The organism is Halobellus limi (genome assembly GCF_004799685.1).
GTDB classification, from domain to species: domain Archaea; phylum Halobacteriota; class Halobacteria; order Halobacteriales; family Haloferacaceae; genus Haloquadratum; species Haloquadratum limi.
Genome location: NZ_CP031314.1, coordinates 131,553 through 147,649 on the forward strand (window position 1 = coordinate 131,553; position 16,097 = coordinate 147,649).

Genomic DNA, 16,097 nt, shown 5'->3' on the forward strand with positions numbered 1-16,097 from the left:
GATCTCCGGCAGTTATATTGGATTAATTAACATTTGCGGCGTCTTTCCACTGGTTCATAATGTCGTTGCTAAGACGGCCAGAGTCGTACTGGAAGCGTTTCCCCGTTTGGACACCTTCGGCGACCTCTTTTACGTCATCGGCATAATCCGGGTCCCAGCCTTTTTCAGCGACTAACCAGGCTCTGATTGCTTCAGGATCGAAGCTGATGCCGTTGCTATGGAGGGTTTTGAAGATCTCGATACAGGTAGCACGATCTGACGAATGCGTGATCCCAGTCGAGGTGTTGACCAATGCATCGAGCGTGTCGACAGCTTCCTTGGCGACCGGATTATCGATTTCTGGTGCATCGCCACTCGCATCTGATTGGAGTGCTGACGCGCCCCAGGTATCGATCCAGAACTGGACGGTGTCCTTCGACCAAGGCACGACGAGCACATCGGTCACACCATACATTCCGTCAATCTTGTCCAGCAGGTCTTTGTCTGGGTAGATAGCGAGGACAGGACCGCTTTGCCACCCCGATGGATCAATCCGTTTCGTCATCAGCTGGATCTCTGCTTCACCGACGCCGACCGGCTTCTTTTTATTCAACGCCTTTGCTGCCTGGTCACCGATCACAGTAGATACGACACCGTCCAGCTGCTTTTTCGTGTTTACTGCCAAGACAGCATCTCGTTTCTCTTCATGCTGCTCACCGAGCTGTTGCACCCACGCGAAGGCCAGTTCGACAGCCTCCTCATTTGGCCCCTCGGAATCGATGAACCAAGATGTCCTGTCGTTTTGACTCATAATTCGGTACTTCTCAGCAACTCTTGAAAAATCAGGTGGGTATGTCTGATTGAGGCTGCTCTCCTACGACTTATAATACTGGTCTGTGAATACTTGCAGTGATAGGATGTCGGTTGGGCAGTACGTGACTGAGCGGTTCATCGGGAAGCTCATCCTTGCCTGGCTTGCTGCCTTGATTCTCGCAGGAATCGGAACCGTCTATACACCTTTTTCGCTCGTGGAGATTGCTGGTGTGATCGGTATGTTAGGCACTCTGGGTATTCTAGCGATCCAAGTCCACAACACGTCGAACAATAGAGTCGAGCCGGAGGATGCTGGCGAGTACGTGGACGGGACTGAGCGGTCCGATACCAGTGACGATGTGGTGAATGGGGATGGAGATGGGGCATCGACGGAGTATGACGTAGGTGCGACAGAGGGGTTATCGGCGACCGAGCGGCGGGTCCAGAATGAATTGATCCGTGAGTCATATCGTAGATTTACAGAGCAGCCGTTTACGTTCTGGCCGAGTCCACAAGGTGAAAGGCTACGCAGCTATCTCAACGATGAATTCGAGGACGTTGATGAGGACGTGATCGATAAGGTGTGGCGGTTCTCAAAGGATGATGGGTTCTTCAAGCGGCGGCCAGGGAAGCGGTCACTGACGATTACACCGACGACGCTGTGGCGAGCAAAAGAGTTGGGTGAGGAACTCTTGTTGGATGACGCGGTTCAGGATGAAATCCTGGACGTGTTACTCCAGTCATACCGATCGGATCCTACCTATCCACAGGTTGATCGTGACGAGTTGATTGAGGCAGTTGGCCGGTCGTCAGACGTCGTAGATCATAACCTCTGGTTGCTCCGAGAGAAAGGATACGTCGAGACACAAGCCTACATCAATTCGAGTGACGGCGGGTACAGTGAGGCGGAGATCACCAAGCTCGGGCGGCAGGTCAGTCAGTAACCCACTTCAGTTAAATTGACGTTCAAGGAACCGCTGAGCCGCAGTCTGAGACATAACTTCCCACGATGGGAAATCCGTGTGCTCGTCGACATAGGTATCGAACTCATCCTCCGGGATGGCCTCGAAATCGTCCTCGTCCTCAACATCCCATTGACTTGCCTCAAGCAACGCTTCGAAAGAGTCGAATTCTGTGTACAGCTGTATGAACTCCTCTGTGAACAATTGCTCGAACGGGATCTCATTCTGCTCGTTCATCCGGAGCCCTGACTGCTCCTCTAACGCCTTCTCTATGTTCTTCTTGAACTCGCCGGCGTCAATATCCATACACGCATTTACACTGACTTCGTTCAAATAACTAAGCAATTCTACTTGCCGATTTAGCCGCCCCGATTTCACTACTCATCCCGAATAAAGAACCCTCGCTGGCAACTCCTGGTAGCGTTGTTCGTCCCCCGGGAGGGTTGCGGGGCGATCCAGTCGTGGGTCGCCCTGCGAGGTGAGTGTTCAAATGGGACACCGCGCACTCGTTGCGTACGAACGCACAGACGGACAGTATACGCTTCACTACTCTCATTGGGGTGCTGCGAACCTGAAGCTCAAACACCGGATTTCGGCTGAGTCGCCGTTCGGTGGCGACGAGACCGACTCCAAGTGGGCGAAACAGCTGCTGGCGGAACTGGCCGATGGCCTCGAGGCAGATGCCGTCGACGGCTACCTCGCCGGCGAGGACCGACCGTCGACGGTCGTCGAGCCGAAGCCCCGCGCCACCGGGCTCACGCTCGAGGAGATCATCACCGACCATCTCGACTACCTCCATCACGAGGCGTTCTACGTGGTATCGCCGACCTTCGAGGTGACCGCCTACCGGACGCTGTGGTTCGGCCTGCAGTATGACTCGGAGACATTCGACCACGGTGAGACGGTCGGGAACGGCGCGCTCGCGACCGTCCGATGGCACGACGGCGAGCCGGTCGGCGACGGGCACCTGAAGGGACAGTTCCAGGCACTGAAGGACGTCGTCGGCGATATGGTCGACAAGGGTGTGTTCACCCAGTCGACCGCTCGCCAGTACCTCACACAGAAGCTCGGCGAGTGGGTCGGCGAGCGCCAGGAACTGCGCATCCCTGGTGGTGAATCACCGTCGAAAACTGCGTCAGTCGACCGATTATAACGCCAATCCCTTTCTGAGTCCCCACGAACGTCTGGATATGTCAGATCGGGCTGATGACGAGGTGCGAGTATGGCTCGTCGAACGTACCTACTCCGATGATGAACAGAACCTAATCATCCTCACCTACGCGACACCCGACGGCAAACAGTATTATCGGAAAGAGCGGGCACTCACGTCCTTCACCGATATTCGAGATACGACAGCGGCAGTCGATGCGGGGCCCGGCAATCTCGGCACGGTTGATGACCCCGATCTCCAGGACCAATACGCGGCCGAAGCGCAGCGAATGCAGGAGGTCCACGACCCGAACGACGTGATCTGATGCTCACCAGTAGACGTAGTCCCGTGCCATTGGTTATGTCGGAGGAGGCCGTAGACGGGGTATGCGCGAACTCGTCTTCGCCCTCGAATACGAGCCGGGGTGCAATAGGGTGGCGGATGCCCTTGCCGACTACCCCGACGCCCGTGTCCGCTCGCTTTCGTTGCACGCGACTGCCGACCAACTTTGGCGAGTCGACCATGCCACCGGCACTCCGGACGCACTCGACGCCATCGAGGACGCGTTTCGAAACAGCGACTACTACGCCGACTGTCTCGCCACCGAGGACTGCGGCGCCACCCAGACCACCCGCGTCCTTGACCGCACGGACGACACGCTCGTCCTCTACTCCGACTGGGAGCGAACCCCCACCTGCGCCTCGGTTCCCCACATCGCCCGCGACCATCTCGGGGACGGCGTGCTGTTCGAGACCCGTCATGAGGGCCGCCACTACACGTGGCGACTCATCCACTCGGGCGACGGCGACGTGGCGGCATTCTTCGACTCCCTCGAGGTTGCCGTCGAAGAATGCGCTCAGATGGAGATGCTCCGCACCGCGGACACGACGACAGCAGCTGGAGGAAGCGACGAAACACCGAGCGGATTACCCCCGGCGCAGGAAGCCGCCCTCCAAGCCGCCGTCGAACACGGCTACTACGAGTCGCCCCGCGAGGTCGATGTCGGCGAGTTGGCCGAGCATCTCGACGTGCCTCGGTCAACACTTACCTACCGGCTCCGTCGGGCGGAAGAACATTTGGCGAAGCAACACGTCGCCGGCGAGCGGGTAGCGGAAGAACGGCTGGCATCGCACTGACACCGCGGTTGGAATATTCCAACAAAGACATATCGAACTCCCGCTCCTACCGTGAGGTGATGACAGAGAATTCCGATGTGGATACAGCGGGACCACCGAACGGCGGCGGGCAGCGGGAGTTGACTGCCCGTCTCACGGTCCCCGAGATGGACTGTCCGTCGTGTGCGCAAAAAGTCGACAAGAGCCTCCAGCGCGTCGACGGCGTCGTTGAGGCCACGCTCCAGCCGACCACCGGGACAGCTACCATCAAGTACGATCCGGACCGGACTACCAAAGCCGACGTCGTCGCGGCGATCGAAGCCGCCGGCTATGACGTGATCGGCGGAGCAGACGACGAAACCGACGAGTCTGCCGACGGCGTCGATATCGCGCCACCTTCGGAGGTCTGGACGAGTTCTCGCGCGAAGAAGACGTGGCTCGGCGCAGCGTTCGTCATCCTTGGTCTAGTCTTCGAGTTCCTTCTCACCGGCCAGAACGTCGCGATAGCGAGCATCCTCGACTACCCGCTACACATCGCAGATGTCCTGTTCCTCGGTGCCGTCGCGGCCAGTGGCATCCCGGTCGTCCGCAGCGGGTACTACTCCGCGAAGAACCGAAGCCTCGACATCGACCTCCTGATGGGGACAGCGATCATCGCCGCAACCGGCATCGGCTACTTCGTCGAGGCCGCGACGCTGGCCGTCCTGTTCAGCATCGCCGAACTGCTCGAGGACTATGCGATGGACAGGGCACGGGATTCTCTGCGCGAGCTGATGGAACTCTCGCCCGACGAGGCGACCGTCCGTCGCGATGGTGAGGAAGTGACCGTTTCCGTCGAGGAGGTCGACGTTGGCGAGACCGTCGTCGTCCGCCCTGGCGACAAGATTCCGCTCGACGGGACGGTCATCGAAGGCGAGAGTGCAGTCGACCAGTCGCCGATCACGGGCGAGAGCGTCCCCGTCGACAAGACCACCGGCGACGAGGTGTACGCCGGCGCGATCAACGAAGAGGGGTACCTCGAGGTAGAGGTCACCTCGACCGCTGGCGATTCGACGCTCTCGCGTATTATCGAAATGGTACAGGGCGCACAGGCGAAGAAGACCGAGTCTGAGCAGTTCGTCGACAGCTTCTCCGGCTACTACACACCCCTCGTCGTCGTGCTGGCAATCCTGACCGCCGCTATCCCGCCGCTGGTTATCGCTGATCCGGTGGCGGTGGACCTAGCCGGTTACGGGTTCACCTTCGCGGGCGACTGGCAGACGTGGTTCATCCGTGGGCTCACGCTGCTGGTGATCGCCTGCCCGTGTGCGTTCGTCATCTCCACACCCGTCTCGGTGGTGTCGGGCATCACGAGCGCCGCGAAGAACGGCGTCCTGATCAAGGGCGGAAATTACCTGGAAGCGATGGGCGAGGTCGACGCCGTCGCCGTCGACAAGACCGGGACGCTCACCAAGGGCGAACTCGCCGTCACCGACGTCGTTCCGGTGGGTGACACTACGGAGGACGATCTGCTCCGTCGCGCCGCTGGGCTGGAGCAGCGCAGTGAGCATCCCATTGCTACGGCGATTCTCGCCCGTGCTGAGGAGGCGGGCGTGGGCAACCTGCCCGACCCGACGGGTTTCGAGAGCCTCACTGGGAAGGGCATCCGCGGCGAGATCGGCGGCGAGACGTACTATGCGGGCAAGCCCGCGCTCTTCGAGGAACTGGGCTTCGACCTCGCTCGGGCACGCCGCGAGACGGACGGCGGCGTTATGACGGAAGAGGCGACCGAGGGCGAGAACGGGGCGTTCGCCGAGGATGCCCTCTCCGCGCTGGAGCGGGAGGGCAAGACTGTCGTTATCGTCGGGACGGAGTCGAAACTGCTGGGTGCGATCGCCATCGCCGACGAGGTTCGCCCGGCCTCGAAGCGGGCCGTCGAACGCCTGCACGAGCTGGGCGTCGAGCGCGTGGTGATGCTCACCGGCGACAACGAGGGCACCGCCCGCGCAATCGCCGAGCAGGTCGGGGTCGACGAGTATCGCGCAGAACTCCTGCCCGACGAGAAGGTCGACGCTGTCGAGGAGTTACAGGCAGAGTACGGTGATGTCGCGATGGTCGGTGACGGCATCAACGACGCGCCCGCGCTCGCCACCGCGGAGGTCGGCATCGCGATGGGCGCGGCCGGCACCGACACCGCTCTCGAGACGGCCGATATTGCGTTGATGGGCGACGACGTCGGGAAACTCCCGTACCTGTACGACCTGTCGCATACGGCCAACGGGGTGATCCGGCAGAACATCTGGGCGAGTCTCGGCGTGAAGTTCCTGCTCGCGCTGGGCGTGCCACTGGGGCTGGTCAGCGTTGCGTTGGCGGTCGTTGTCGGTGATATGGGGATGAGCCTCGGTGTCACCGGGAACGCGATGCGGTTGTCGCGAATCGAGCCCGATCGGTTCTCCGACACCTGACTCTGCGGCGGGAAGTGCGGGCAGGACGCTCCTCTTTCGCGACTTTCCTGCGCTCTATCGAGACAATTTGCAGTTTGTCTGGGGCAGTAGAGACTGAGCCCCACCGCAGGCTCTGATTTGATGCCCGAGAATCCAGACGACGATCCACTCCACGATTGCGAGTTAAGTCCCGACGCAGTCCTCGGGACGCGCACCTTCCACGATGTCCTGTTCACTGACGATACCGAGACGCCGGTAAACGTGCTCACCGGCGAGACACCCGCACATTCGCAGGCGACCGTCGAGGAAGCGAAGGCGTTCGCTACGAGTATCGATACGGACACACCACAAATCGCGCTCCCGGCCTCTGTCGAGACGCAGATCGAAACCCAGAGCCAACCCTACACGGCGGCCGCGTTCTTCCACTTCAAGGCGACCGGGTCGCTCGAACTGCACCGTGCCTACCACGCCGCCTACGACTCCGACGCGTTCAGCACCGACTTCGAGGCCGACTACGAGTCGGGCGACCTGACGATCACCGTCGAGCAGACTGCCGATTCCTGAACGCGGTCTCCCGAAGCGAGGTTTTTCGAGCGCCGGCGATGGGTGCCGGCGCACCGAGCAGACAGCGCCGAGCGGCGCCCGGTGAGTCGGCACTCCGAGGTGAACCAGATGCATATGGTCATCTACGCGCTGGTGGAAGCACCGACACAGCACGACGCCCTGGTCGAGGGGAAAGCAGTCTTCGACCGTCTCGTCGGCGCGAATCCCCACGGCTGCGCCGTGTTTGATTACTACGTCACGTTCGATGAAGACGACACGACGGTCGCCGGGAAGGCCCGCTGGGGTGACCTGCCGACGGCGGCCCCCATCAACTCAGAGGAGGGCGGTGAACTGCTCGACCGGGCTTGGAAGGCCACGAAAGAGGAGTTTCAGCGGAATCTCGACCGCGTGAAGGAGGCGCTCGACGAGCTCAGCGACGAGGCGATCATGCGCGACGAGGACCTCGCCCGCCACGCGTTCCACCAGGTCGGCGCGTACGAAGGGCCCTCAATCCCGATGTACGACCAGCACGCCCAGGGGATTCGGCATCGAGGCCAGCTCGACCGAGTCCTCGAGGAAGACGAGGACAGCCAGACGCTCTGGATCGTCCCCGCAGACGTTCATTTCTGACCAACGATGCCACGAATCACCAACTGGTCACGAGAGAGTCGCTCACCAACACTCGCGTATCGAAACACCGAGACTGGAGCGCGAGCTGTTCTACACCGGGCGCCGGATTCATACCGGTACAAGTGGCGCGGAGCGATCCTCGTCGACGGCTACCCGATCTGGTCGCGAGGCTTCGAGACGAAGGAGGCGACAACGTTCCGGGATGCGCTTCGGGAGCGGCCAGCGCCCGAACTGAACTGTCCGGAGTGTCCAAACGACGACGTCCTCGTCGGTGAGAAGACAGCTGATGGAGCGACGGTACAGCGCTGGTACGACTGTCCGGACTGTGGGTACGAAGCCCCCTCGCGCATCGTCTACGGCCCTGAACGCTGAGGACGTACACACGCAGGGTGTTTTTCGGCCGGGGCGGAGAGAGTGACCCGGTCGAACCGGGTCGGTCCAACAATGAGTCTCGAAGTACTCGACCGACACAGCGAGGCACTGTTCGAGTTCCTCTGGTGTCCCGTCTGCGGGCAGGAAGTGTTCACCCACATTCCCTTCGAGGGAGTGTTCTGCAAGAACTGTAACACGCAGGTCGTCCTCCAAGAGTCTCGAGAAGACCGTGGCTACGAGGAGGCTGTGCTCGCGTGCTTCGACACCGACTCAACGTGGAACCTTCACGTCGACGAGAAGCTCCGCCGCGACCTGCCTGACGGCTCGGCACGGGCAAAAATCCTCGGTGCACCGGGTGCCTATGAGATCGACTGGTGGAGTCCAGCACCTGGGGAGGATTGGGAGCCGGTCGAGCGTGGTGAATTCGACGACGTGGAGGAACCAGACGAGGTGTCACATCTCGCGTAGCGGATTGCAATCCCGCTACGACTGTGTGGTGTTGTTTCAGCGCCGGCGATGGGTGCCGGCGCACACGCGCCGGCGAGTACCGATGTCGACACGGAGCCAACTCCGATTCGTCCAACGAGTCGAACAGACCGGTGAGACAGATGGCAGCGCCGACCGCGTCGCGCAGGTGTACCGGCATTCGGACGGGTATCCCGGGAGCGTCCTCCGGGATCTCGCACAACTGAAAGAGCTTCTCGATGCGACCCGCGCAGAGCGGGGACCGGGCTACACGGCGGCGACCTTCGTGTTCCTCGACAAGCTCTCGACGGTCGACCTCTACCTGGATGGCGACCCAGAGCGAACGATCGACGCGGCTCAGCCAGCGGATCTCCTCGAGCCGTCCAATATGGAGCACCTGGACCAGCCGCTGTTCCTGCTGGGCCACGGCGTCGAGAATCCGGCCGACGGCATCCACGGCGACGAGGAGTACCTCTACGTCGTCGAACTCCCGACGGAGAACCCGTTCGACGAGCCGACCGAGTGGACAGTCAAAGTGAGCGGTCACTCCGCGTTCCCCCGCTGGGACGGCCCGACCGACGAGGCCTTCGAGCAGGCGAGCTGGCAGTTCCACGGGTCGCTCGAGGACGCGCTCGCAGAACTGGTCCGGGACGAAGCAGTCGTCAAGTAAAATCCCAAATCGTATTTATATAGTTAGGGTTTAGAAAGACCCAGATGATTTCGAAGGCCGGACTCGCCGTGCTTGACGCGCTGAGTACCGGCCGTGAAGCAACACCGGCGGAACTCGCGGCCGAAACCGGATATTCACGAGAACATCTGTACGACGTACTCAACGAATTGCTCGCAGCGGGATTGCTCACAGAAACCCGTGGGTCCAGCAATCAGCGTCGTGTCCGCATCGCGGAACATCCAGTTACCGAAGCGTATCGAACGCTGCAGTCGGAGTTCAGCCACGTAGACTGGACGGAACTGCTCTCCCCAGCCACACTCCGCGTGTGTTGGTATCTCGATAGACCACGACACATCGCTGGTATCGCAGACCGGCTCGGAATCACTCGACAAGGTGTCCACAGCGCGTTATCACCGCTCAAGCACCGAGCACTACTCTCCAGATCTGATTCGAAGTACGCCCTTCATGACGAAGTCTCGCCGCTGTTGGCGTTCGCCCGGGCTACTGTAGAGCACGAACATCGAGCCCGAGTCCGGGAAATCGCTCCCAGTGCCACGATCGCGTGGTGCGATCCGAAGCGAGCACTCGTTCGCCTGCAGACCGACGAGGATACGGACGCACTCCAAGCAGCTCCGGACTGGGAGATGACCGGACTGGGTCGGTTTACAGCGTATGGTCTACAGTTTTTCCTCGCCGGCGAGCCTCCGTTCTGGTATGCTCCGGACGAAGACCTAACGCCTGCTGAAGTCGTATGCCATACGCTCCTTCTGGATAGCGGATCTAGGCGGGTCAGCTATTCGATGCTGCTGATCGAGGCGGAGGATATCGATCAGGAGACACTCGTCGAGACCGCACAGTGGTACGACCTGGAACCCACTGTGAAAGCGTTGTATCGGCCACTTCAGGGCGACTTCGACAGAACAGATGATCTGCCAGTCATCCTCCCAAAAAAGAACGAATATATGGCACTCAAAGACCAGTACGGAGTCGCGTAACACCAACCACGCAGTCTGGCGGAAAATTGCGATGGGTTAGATGATGCCGCCGATCACGAGTAGTCCGACGACGAGCAGCAGCGTCGCAACCACGCTCCCTCCAGCAAGCAGCTTGTTCTCCATCGCCTTCTCGTGGAGGGGCATCTCGGCGTACTCCTTGCGGAACGCGTCGAGGTTCTCCTCGTCGTAGAAGTACTTCCTCTTCAGCGCGAACCGTTCGGTCACCGCACAGCCGGTACAGACCGGCTCCCCTTCGAGCCGTTCGGTCTTGATGTGGGTGTCGCAGGCGATCGCCCCGCAGTTCGGACAGTAGGTGTACGTCTCGTCGACGCCGCTCGTTTCGCAGTGGACGCAGCGATGAATCCCGTCCTCCAGAGTGACCCGTGAGGGGCCAGCAGCATAGTATTCGTACGGATACGAGTACTCCAGTATCTCTGTCGTCTGCCGAACCTCAGGTAGATACACCGGCTCAATCGATTGCACTGAGATGTCCGAGAGATTCGGCTCACAGGTCTTGTTGTACGTGACGTTATTGTCGCCGGTGTAGGTCACCGTCGTCGTGTGGTAATCCTGGAGGCGGTCAACAGCCCACTCCTTGTACTCCGTTTGGGTCTGGCCGAACCGTCGTTCGTCGACGTCGTCGAATACCTCGGTAAACTGCCCGGTATCGAGGGGGACCGTCGCGTGGAAGTTCTCGGTGACCAGCGTCGCGACTTCGTCGTCGGCCACCTTCGGATGGCCGCGCTCAGCGTGGACAACGAACTGTGTGCGGTCGTTGATCCGGTGGATGACACCGACTGAGGTCTCGAAGACAGAGTTCGTGTCGGCGGTGATCGCAACCACTGGTCGGAACGTCACTTGCGAGTGCGGCACCGGCAGATCCGCGGCCTCGATGTTCTCAATGTCGCGGAACGCCTCCTGGACAGGTGCGTCGACATCCGCCGCCGGATCGTACGGTCGGAGCGTCTCGTCACAGAGGATCTCGATGCGCCCGTTGTAGAGATCGAGACCGATTTCGTCGGCGATCTCCCGAAGGTCCTCGCCGTCGATCAGCTCGATGGGATAGGGATCGTCGTTCCGCTGGAGCCGGTCAGCGTACTCCTCGGCAGGGTTCGTAAATCGACCTGTGGTGGCGACCATCCCTCGCTTCGGGCCGTCGAAGTCGAACGTCGCGATGGCCGAGTGCAGCTTCTGGACGACCGGCCGGCCGACCGTCCCGGTGTGCTTGCACTCGACGATGATCGCCCGTCGCGTGCCGTCGACGATCTCCTCCATGATGACGTCGCGCCCCTCGTCGGCCGTCCGCTCGGCCTGGCGGACGTTTTCGTAGCCGAGGTTCCGGAAGACGTCCTCCATCAAGTCCTCGAACTCGAATCCCGAGAGGTCGTCCAGTACAGCCATCCGAATGTAATTGGACAGTATCTTGCTATGACTATATACGTTGCCGACGGTGGCGACGAAGTCGCGACGACGTGAGCGCTGGTGTTGTTGTTCGTCCCGCAAGGGGTGCGGGACGACACATTCGTCCCGGATTACCGATGAGTTCTGAGAGCAACAGCGAGAGCGCCCCCGACAACTGGTGGTTGCAACGCCGAACAGATGACGACCATTTCGTGTTCGCCTACGAGTTCTCGAAATCCGTCCTTTGCCACGTCCAGCAACCCTCGGACTGGCTGGTCCGGATCGATCGAGCCGATGGGACGATCCTCTTCAGTCAGCACGACCTCCGGTCGCGAGCAGCGGCGTTCGACCTCGCCAAGAGCGTCATGGAGCTCTGTACGATGCTCCATCGGGAGGTCGTCACGGAGCGAAGTCAAGCGCGAAAACCGATGTACGTCGGGCCCCGACCAACCGAGGCCGCGAGTGGGAGCAATCAGGGAGCCGGACCTGGTCCAGATACCGCCCGTCGGCCGTCGGATTCCTTCCCCCGCCAGCCCCCAGAACGACCACGAGGTATGGGTCACTGGGAGGGTGGGTTCCGATGACCGGCGGCCGAGCGTACCGCGGTGAACGCTGTATGGGTGGACAGCTGGTGTACACGCCCGATGGCGACGTACTGGACAAGCACCTCCACGTCTTGCGCCGCGCTCCTGGTGGATTCGACTGGGGACCGGAGGCCGACGAGGCCTGCATCGATCAACTCGCGATCGCGCTGCTGGCCGATTCAGCGACGAAGAAGATCGCACTCGACCACTACAAGGAGTTCGCGCAGTACCTGCGTGAAGAGCTCGAGGGTGACGAGTGGCGGCTCCCGACCAGCGACATTTCGGCCGATACCTGGTCGCGAGACATCGACGTGGCTGATGAGACGCCCTCACCGGAGGACGTCGACATCACGGCAGTCGATTTCGACGAGATGACCTTCGCGGTCGAGCGAGCGCTCTGCGAGCAGCACGACATTAGCATCCACCAGAGCGTCGACGACCGCCGCGAGGAACTGGAAGACGCCCGCCAGGCAGTCCAATCAGAAACTACCGACTCGGAGGAGTCACAGACCGACACCGGCGGGTTCGAGTTCCCCGCAGCTAGCCAGTAGGGACGGTGAGGGCGTTTCCGGCTCTGTTTGTAGAACCCCCGAGAGGGGTGCGGGGGTCACCACTCCCGCAACGTACCGATGAACGGGAACGCCCGACGCACCACGTCGAACGTAGTCCAGACAGAAGCGCTCGCTAACCGTCGCGACGACTCCGTCGAATACGTCGGCTTTCGCATCGACGGCCAGGCCGTCGTTCTGAATCTCTCCGAACACCAGCGTCTCACTCCCGATCGAAGTCTCGATCTGGTCAACCACAGCCCGACAGGCTTCGAGTGGGGATACGCTGGAAGCGGGCCCGCACAGCTCGCCTGTGGGCTCCTCCTCGACTACTACAACGACGCCCAGATCGCGAGAGAACACTACATTGGGTTCCGGAATTGCGTGATCAGCCAGCTCGAGTGTGACGGCCCGGCGGCGTGCTGGCACCTCACCGGCGAAGAAATCGACGCGGCGATGGCGACGATCGCCGACGACGTCGTCGCCCTTCCCGACGGCGGGGGGCCGTCACCGACACTCCCCGAGAACTGGCGAACGGTCACTCGCCCTGACCGGCGAGTCTTCCAGCGGGCTGATCGCGACCACTACATCGTGCTTGGGGAGGGAACCGACGGCTGGCTGGCCGTCCTCTGTAATCAGGGCGATCGCGCCTATCCGGCACCCCTGGCGAGCCGGACGGTTTCGGACGATGCCGATGTCGAGCAGGCCATCCGGGCCCTGGTCGACGAGAGCAACAACCTCATCGAGCCACCGGAGGGGGAGTGCTGATGGAGACAATTCGGCTGTCACGAGCCACCCACCAGCTGCTCGAACGCGGGGTCGAGGCGCTCGAGAAAATCGGTCGCGAACTGGAGCGGTACAACGACTGGCAAGAGCAGACTGACGGCACCGACTCGTGACTCAGACACGTTCTCCCGGCCAGCGGCGGAGTACCGGGTTCCAGTACACGCGCACTCCCGAGGGGTGCTCGTGTCCCATTCATCGCGACGGCCAGCCGGTCACGGCGCCGCTCGGCCTGCGGTTCGCAGAGCGCGTCCATATCGAATCGATCCCACGGCACGTCGCCGGCGCGATCTACGAAGCCCATCATTCCTATATGGACAGTGTCCCGCGGACGAACCTCGTTCATCACGGGCTCTGTTACCAGGACCAGCTACTGGGTGCGATTACGTGGCGCTATCCACTGATTCGCTCGCTGGACTACGACGGCACGCGATACGAGGGTGACGAGATCGTCGAGGCAGCACGGATCTGCATCGGCGTCGACTTCCCGAATCTCGCCTCCGCCGCCCTCGCCCGGTCGATGGAACGATTCGTGCGTCGGCACGGTCGGCGGCGAGGCGTTCGCCTTCTGCTGACGTTCGTGCGAGCTGACTTCGACGGCTCGATGATTAAAGCGCTCAGAGACAAGGGCTGGCACTGCGCCGGGAAAACGGAACCCGGACAGGCAGGTAACCGGCCCGACAAGCAAATCCGAGAGCGGCCGAAGTGGCGGTTCCTCTGTGAAGTTCCTGATGAGTCTGAGCGGGAACAGTCCTCACTCGGACGGTGGGCTCCGTGACTACGAATGCTCGTCTCGATGAGTTTGCAGCAGAGGAAGACTCGGACAACCAGCCGGAGCGCGATCCATCTGTAGTCGAGCGACTGTTGGACCCGATATCACCGGCCCAGGGGCTGCGACTCATCCCCGGCCAAGGTGACCCGGTGTACCTCCAAAACAGGGGAACTGAACGCTACCTGTTCCGGGATGCCCACGAGCGGTGGTTCATCCTCCAGCCCTCGGCCAAGGAGTCGGTCGACGACTTCGTTCGCTGGGTGTATCTCCCCGACGGCAAACCCGCCGAGATTGCCCGGACAGCGATCCGTCAACGGACGGTTCGCGGCTACCGGTACGTTCAGCGAAGCGGAGCTCCCGAGCCGGTTGGGACGACGGTGACAGCGATGTACGTCAGTGAGCCCTGGCCCGACGATGTCTACGAGTGTGGATCCTGCGGAGCCGAGTTCGAGTCGCCCCATGCTCACGCCCTTCACTGCTGGGAGGACCATCCCTGGGTTCCGAACCCGGAGCAGGTTCGGCTACGCCGCTCCAGCACCGAGTAACGACAGTGCGACAGTTTCCCGACGGTGGTTCGATTAACCAACAGACAGCCGCTTCCTAGGTTAGTGTTGGTTAACGTGGTGTTGTTGTTGCGCCCGGCAGAGGGGCGCAGGGCGCGAGACGATGCAGGCAGCCGTCGATGAGCGTTCCTGCGTCGAGGTGACTACGATGAAAGACCCAGAGTCGAGAACCATCTTCGCAGGCGTCGATGGACGTACCGACACCGAACTACCCGAGTGGTATCGTCAGCGTCACGGCGGCAAAGACACCGTGAGCTTCGCTGAGGCGATCCGCGACCTCCCGCAGGCCGTCGAGACGACCGTGGCGTACCAGAATCCGTACACCGACGAGTGGGTCGAGACGGAGCGGTTCAACGCGCTCGTCGAGCCGAGTCGCGCTCGAGAGCAGGCCCGTGAGGAGGACGCCGAAACGGATTCTTTGTTCCATATTCCGACCGACTCGTACTCGATCATCAACCCGGTCGACGTCTACGGCCCTCTGGAGGAGGTCCTTCGGGAGGAGACTATCGACCGAACGCCGCTGGGTGACGTGATGTTCGGCGAGATTCGTCGCTACCGGGGCGGCGGCGAGGTCCATATGGACATCATGTTCGACGGCCTCGAAGTGCGCCTTCCCGGCCGGTCGGACCCGATCACGATGGGCGTCACGTCGGGCTACGACTTCTTCGGTGAGCACGCCGTCTACGTCGAGGGGTTCGCCCAGGACGGGTACTGTTCAAATACGATGCGTTCGCTCACCGACAAGGAGGTCATCAAACACGTCGGCGACGTGCGGAACTTCCGCACCTGGTGGGAGGAGCTTCTCGCACAGGTCGAACTCGTCGCCGACGACCTATTCGAGTTCATCCGGGACGCCCAGGACATCGACCTCGACTTCTCGGAGCTCCCGTTCACCGTCACGGAGTTTTACAGTCTTCTGGGCTTCCCGGACTACCTGGCCGAGCGCGCTGCGAGTGATGCGGAGGCCAACGCGACCTCCCCCGTCGAGATCGATATGTGGACGCTGCATTCCGGCGCCACGTACGCGCTCACCCACTTCTTCCAAGGCAAGGAGGGTGCGTCGCTGGACGGCTACGTTCGCACGGCCAACGACATCCTGTTCAACCCGGAGGGCACCATCGAGCGCGTCGAACGCGCTTACGAGGAGGAGCTGGAGACAGACGGCGATGACGGGTCGCAGGCGTCGCTCGCCGGCGAGCGCGCGCTCGCGAGCATCGAGCGCATCAGCGACGATCTGCAAGAGAAGGTCAACCAGTTCGAGGAGCGCGAGGACGCGCTTCGTGAGCGGTTCCAAGATGCCATGAGCTGATTGTCGGAGCGGCGTTCACT

20 protein-coding genes are annotated in these 16,097 nt (G+C 61.5%); 17 read left to right on the forward strand and 3 right to left on the reverse strand.

Annotated features, from left to right (window positions below):
• Window positions 1–22: 22 nt before the first annotated feature.
• Window positions 23–790, reverse strand: a complete 768-nt coding sequence (locus tag DV707_RS18105) for a DUF1889 family protein (RefSeq protein WP_089649930.1) — start codon at window positions 788–790, stop codon at window positions 23–25.
• A gap of 106 nt (window positions 791–896) precedes the next feature.
• Between DV707_RS18105 and DV707_RS18110 the strand changes: the two genes are divergently transcribed.
• Window positions 897–1,736 (forward strand): hypothetical protein, encoded by an 840-nt coding sequence (locus tag DV707_RS18110; protein ID WP_089649931.1) that lies wholly within the window; start codon window positions 897–899, stop codon window positions 1,734–1,736.
• A gap of 6 nt (window positions 1,737–1,742) precedes the next feature.
• Here the strand turns inward: DV707_RS18110 and DV707_RS18115 are convergent, their stop codons facing one another.
• Window positions 1,743–2,060: a hypothetical protein gene (locus DV707_RS18115; RefSeq protein WP_211194970.1), complete on the reverse strand. Its 318-nt coding sequence runs from the start codon at window positions 2,058–2,060 to the stop codon at window positions 1,743–1,745.
• A gap of 184 nt (window positions 2,061–2,244) precedes the next feature.
• On the opposite strand from DV707_RS18115, the gene DV707_RS18120 reads away from it, so the two are divergent.
• The 10 genes from DV707_RS18120 to DV707_RS18165 all read left to right on the forward strand — a co-directional run bounded on the left by DV707_RS18120 (window position 2,245) and on the right by DV707_RS18165 (window position 10,117).
• On the forward strand, window positions 2,245–2,907 hold the full coding sequence (locus DV707_RS18120; RefSeq protein WP_103992921.1) for a DUF6735 family protein: 663 nt from the start codon (window positions 2,245–2,247) through the stop codon (window positions 2,905–2,907).
• Between the two features lie 37 nt (window positions 2,908–2,944).
• Window positions 2,945–3,229, forward strand: coding sequence for a hypothetical protein (locus tag DV707_RS18125; protein ID WP_004594503.1), 285 nt, complete (start codon window positions 2,945–2,947; stop codon window positions 3,227–3,229).
• A gap of 61 nt (window positions 3,230–3,290) precedes the next feature.
• A complete protein-coding gene (locus DV707_RS18130) occupies window positions 3,291–4,040 on the forward strand; it encodes a helix-turn-helix domain-containing protein (RefSeq protein WP_004594502.1) in 750 nt (249 codons plus the stop codon).
• Window positions 4,041–4,099: 59 nt separating this feature from the next.
• A complete protein-coding gene (locus DV707_RS18135) occupies window positions 4,100–6,463 on the forward strand; it encodes a heavy metal translocating P-type ATPase (RefSeq protein WP_011222451.1) in 2,364 nt (787 codons plus the stop codon).
• Between the two features lie 120 nt (window positions 6,464–6,583).
• Entirely contained in the window at window positions 6,584–7,006 is a 423-nt protein-coding gene (locus tag DV707_RS18140; RefSeq protein ID WP_011222452.1) for a hypothetical protein, read from the forward strand.
• A gap of 108 nt (window positions 7,007–7,114) precedes the next feature.
• Window positions 7,115–7,615, forward strand: coding sequence for a PX domain-containing protein (locus DV707_RS18145; RefSeq protein ID WP_011222453.1), 501 nt, complete (start codon window positions 7,115–7,117; stop codon window positions 7,613–7,615).
• A 6-nt stretch (window positions 7,616–7,621) separates the two neighbouring features.
• The gene (locus DV707_RS18150; protein ID WP_011222454.1) at window positions 7,622–7,987 is read left to right on the forward strand and encodes a DUF7568 family protein; all 366 of its coding nucleotides are present in this window, start codon (window positions 7,622–7,624) and stop codon (window positions 7,985–7,987) included.
• Window positions 7,988–8,059: 72 nt separating this feature from the next.
• Window positions 8,060–8,455: a DUF7567 family protein gene (locus tag DV707_RS18155; RefSeq protein ID WP_011222455.1), complete on the forward strand. Its 396-nt coding sequence runs from the start codon at window positions 8,060–8,062 to the stop codon at window positions 8,453–8,455.
• Window positions 8,456–8,537: 82 nt separating this feature from the next.
• The gene (locus tag DV707_RS18160; protein WP_011222456.1) at window positions 8,538–9,122 is read left to right on the forward strand and encodes a hypothetical protein; all 585 of its coding nucleotides are present in this window, start codon (window positions 8,538–8,540) and stop codon (window positions 9,120–9,122) included.
• Window positions 9,123–9,166: 44 nt separating this feature from the next.
• Window positions 9,167–10,117 (forward strand): helix-turn-helix domain-containing protein, encoded by a 951-nt coding sequence (locus DV707_RS18165; protein WP_103992922.1) that lies wholly within the window; start codon window positions 9,167–9,169, stop codon window positions 10,115–10,117.
• Window positions 10,118–10,153: 36 nt separating this feature from the next.
• Here DV707_RS18165 and DV707_RS18170 read toward each other — a convergent pair whose 3' ends face one another.
• Complete coding sequence (locus DV707_RS18170; protein ID WP_011222458.1) at window positions 10,154–11,518, reverse strand: restriction endonuclease; 1,365 nt, start codon at window positions 11,516–11,518, stop codon at window positions 10,154–10,156.
• A gap of 580 nt (window positions 11,519–12,098) precedes the next feature.
• On the opposite strand from DV707_RS18170, the gene DV707_RS18180 reads away from it, so the two are divergent.
• From DV707_RS18180 to DV707_RS18200, 6 genes are all read left to right on the forward strand, one after another.
• Entirely contained in the window at window positions 12,099–12,653 is a 555-nt protein-coding gene (locus tag DV707_RS18180) for a DUF6166 domain-containing protein (protein WP_103992923.1), read from the forward strand.
• A gap of 78 nt (window positions 12,654–12,731) precedes the next feature.
• Window positions 12,732–13,418: a DUF6166 domain-containing protein gene (locus DV707_RS18185; RefSeq protein ID WP_103992924.1), complete on the forward strand. Its 687-nt coding sequence runs from the start codon at window positions 12,732–12,734 to the stop codon at window positions 13,416–13,418.
• A complete protein-coding gene (locus tag DV707_RS19245; protein ID WP_268806888.1) occupies window positions 13,418–13,549 on the forward strand; it encodes a hypothetical protein in 132 nt (43 codons plus the stop codon). Before DV707_RS18185 ends, DV707_RS19245 begins: the two co-directional genes overlap by 1 nt.
• A complete protein-coding gene (locus DV707_RS18190; RefSeq protein ID WP_103992925.1) occupies window positions 13,546–14,211 on the forward strand; it encodes a hypothetical protein in 666 nt (221 codons plus the stop codon). Before DV707_RS19245 ends, DV707_RS18190 begins: the two co-directional genes overlap by 4 nt.
• Window positions 14,208–14,750 (forward strand): hypothetical protein, encoded by a 543-nt coding sequence (locus DV707_RS18195; RefSeq protein ID WP_200820959.1) that lies wholly within the window; start codon window positions 14,208–14,210, stop codon window positions 14,748–14,750. The genes DV707_RS18190 and DV707_RS18195 overlap by 4 nt, the downstream gene beginning before the upstream one ends.
• A 166-nt stretch (window positions 14,751–14,916) precedes the next feature.
• The gene (locus DV707_RS18200; RefSeq protein WP_240728576.1) at window positions 14,917–16,077 is read left to right on the forward strand and encodes a hypothetical protein; all 1,161 of its coding nucleotides are present in this window, start codon (window positions 14,917–14,919) and stop codon (window positions 16,075–16,077) included.
• The last annotated feature ends 20 nt before the right edge of the window (window positions 16,078–16,097 follow it).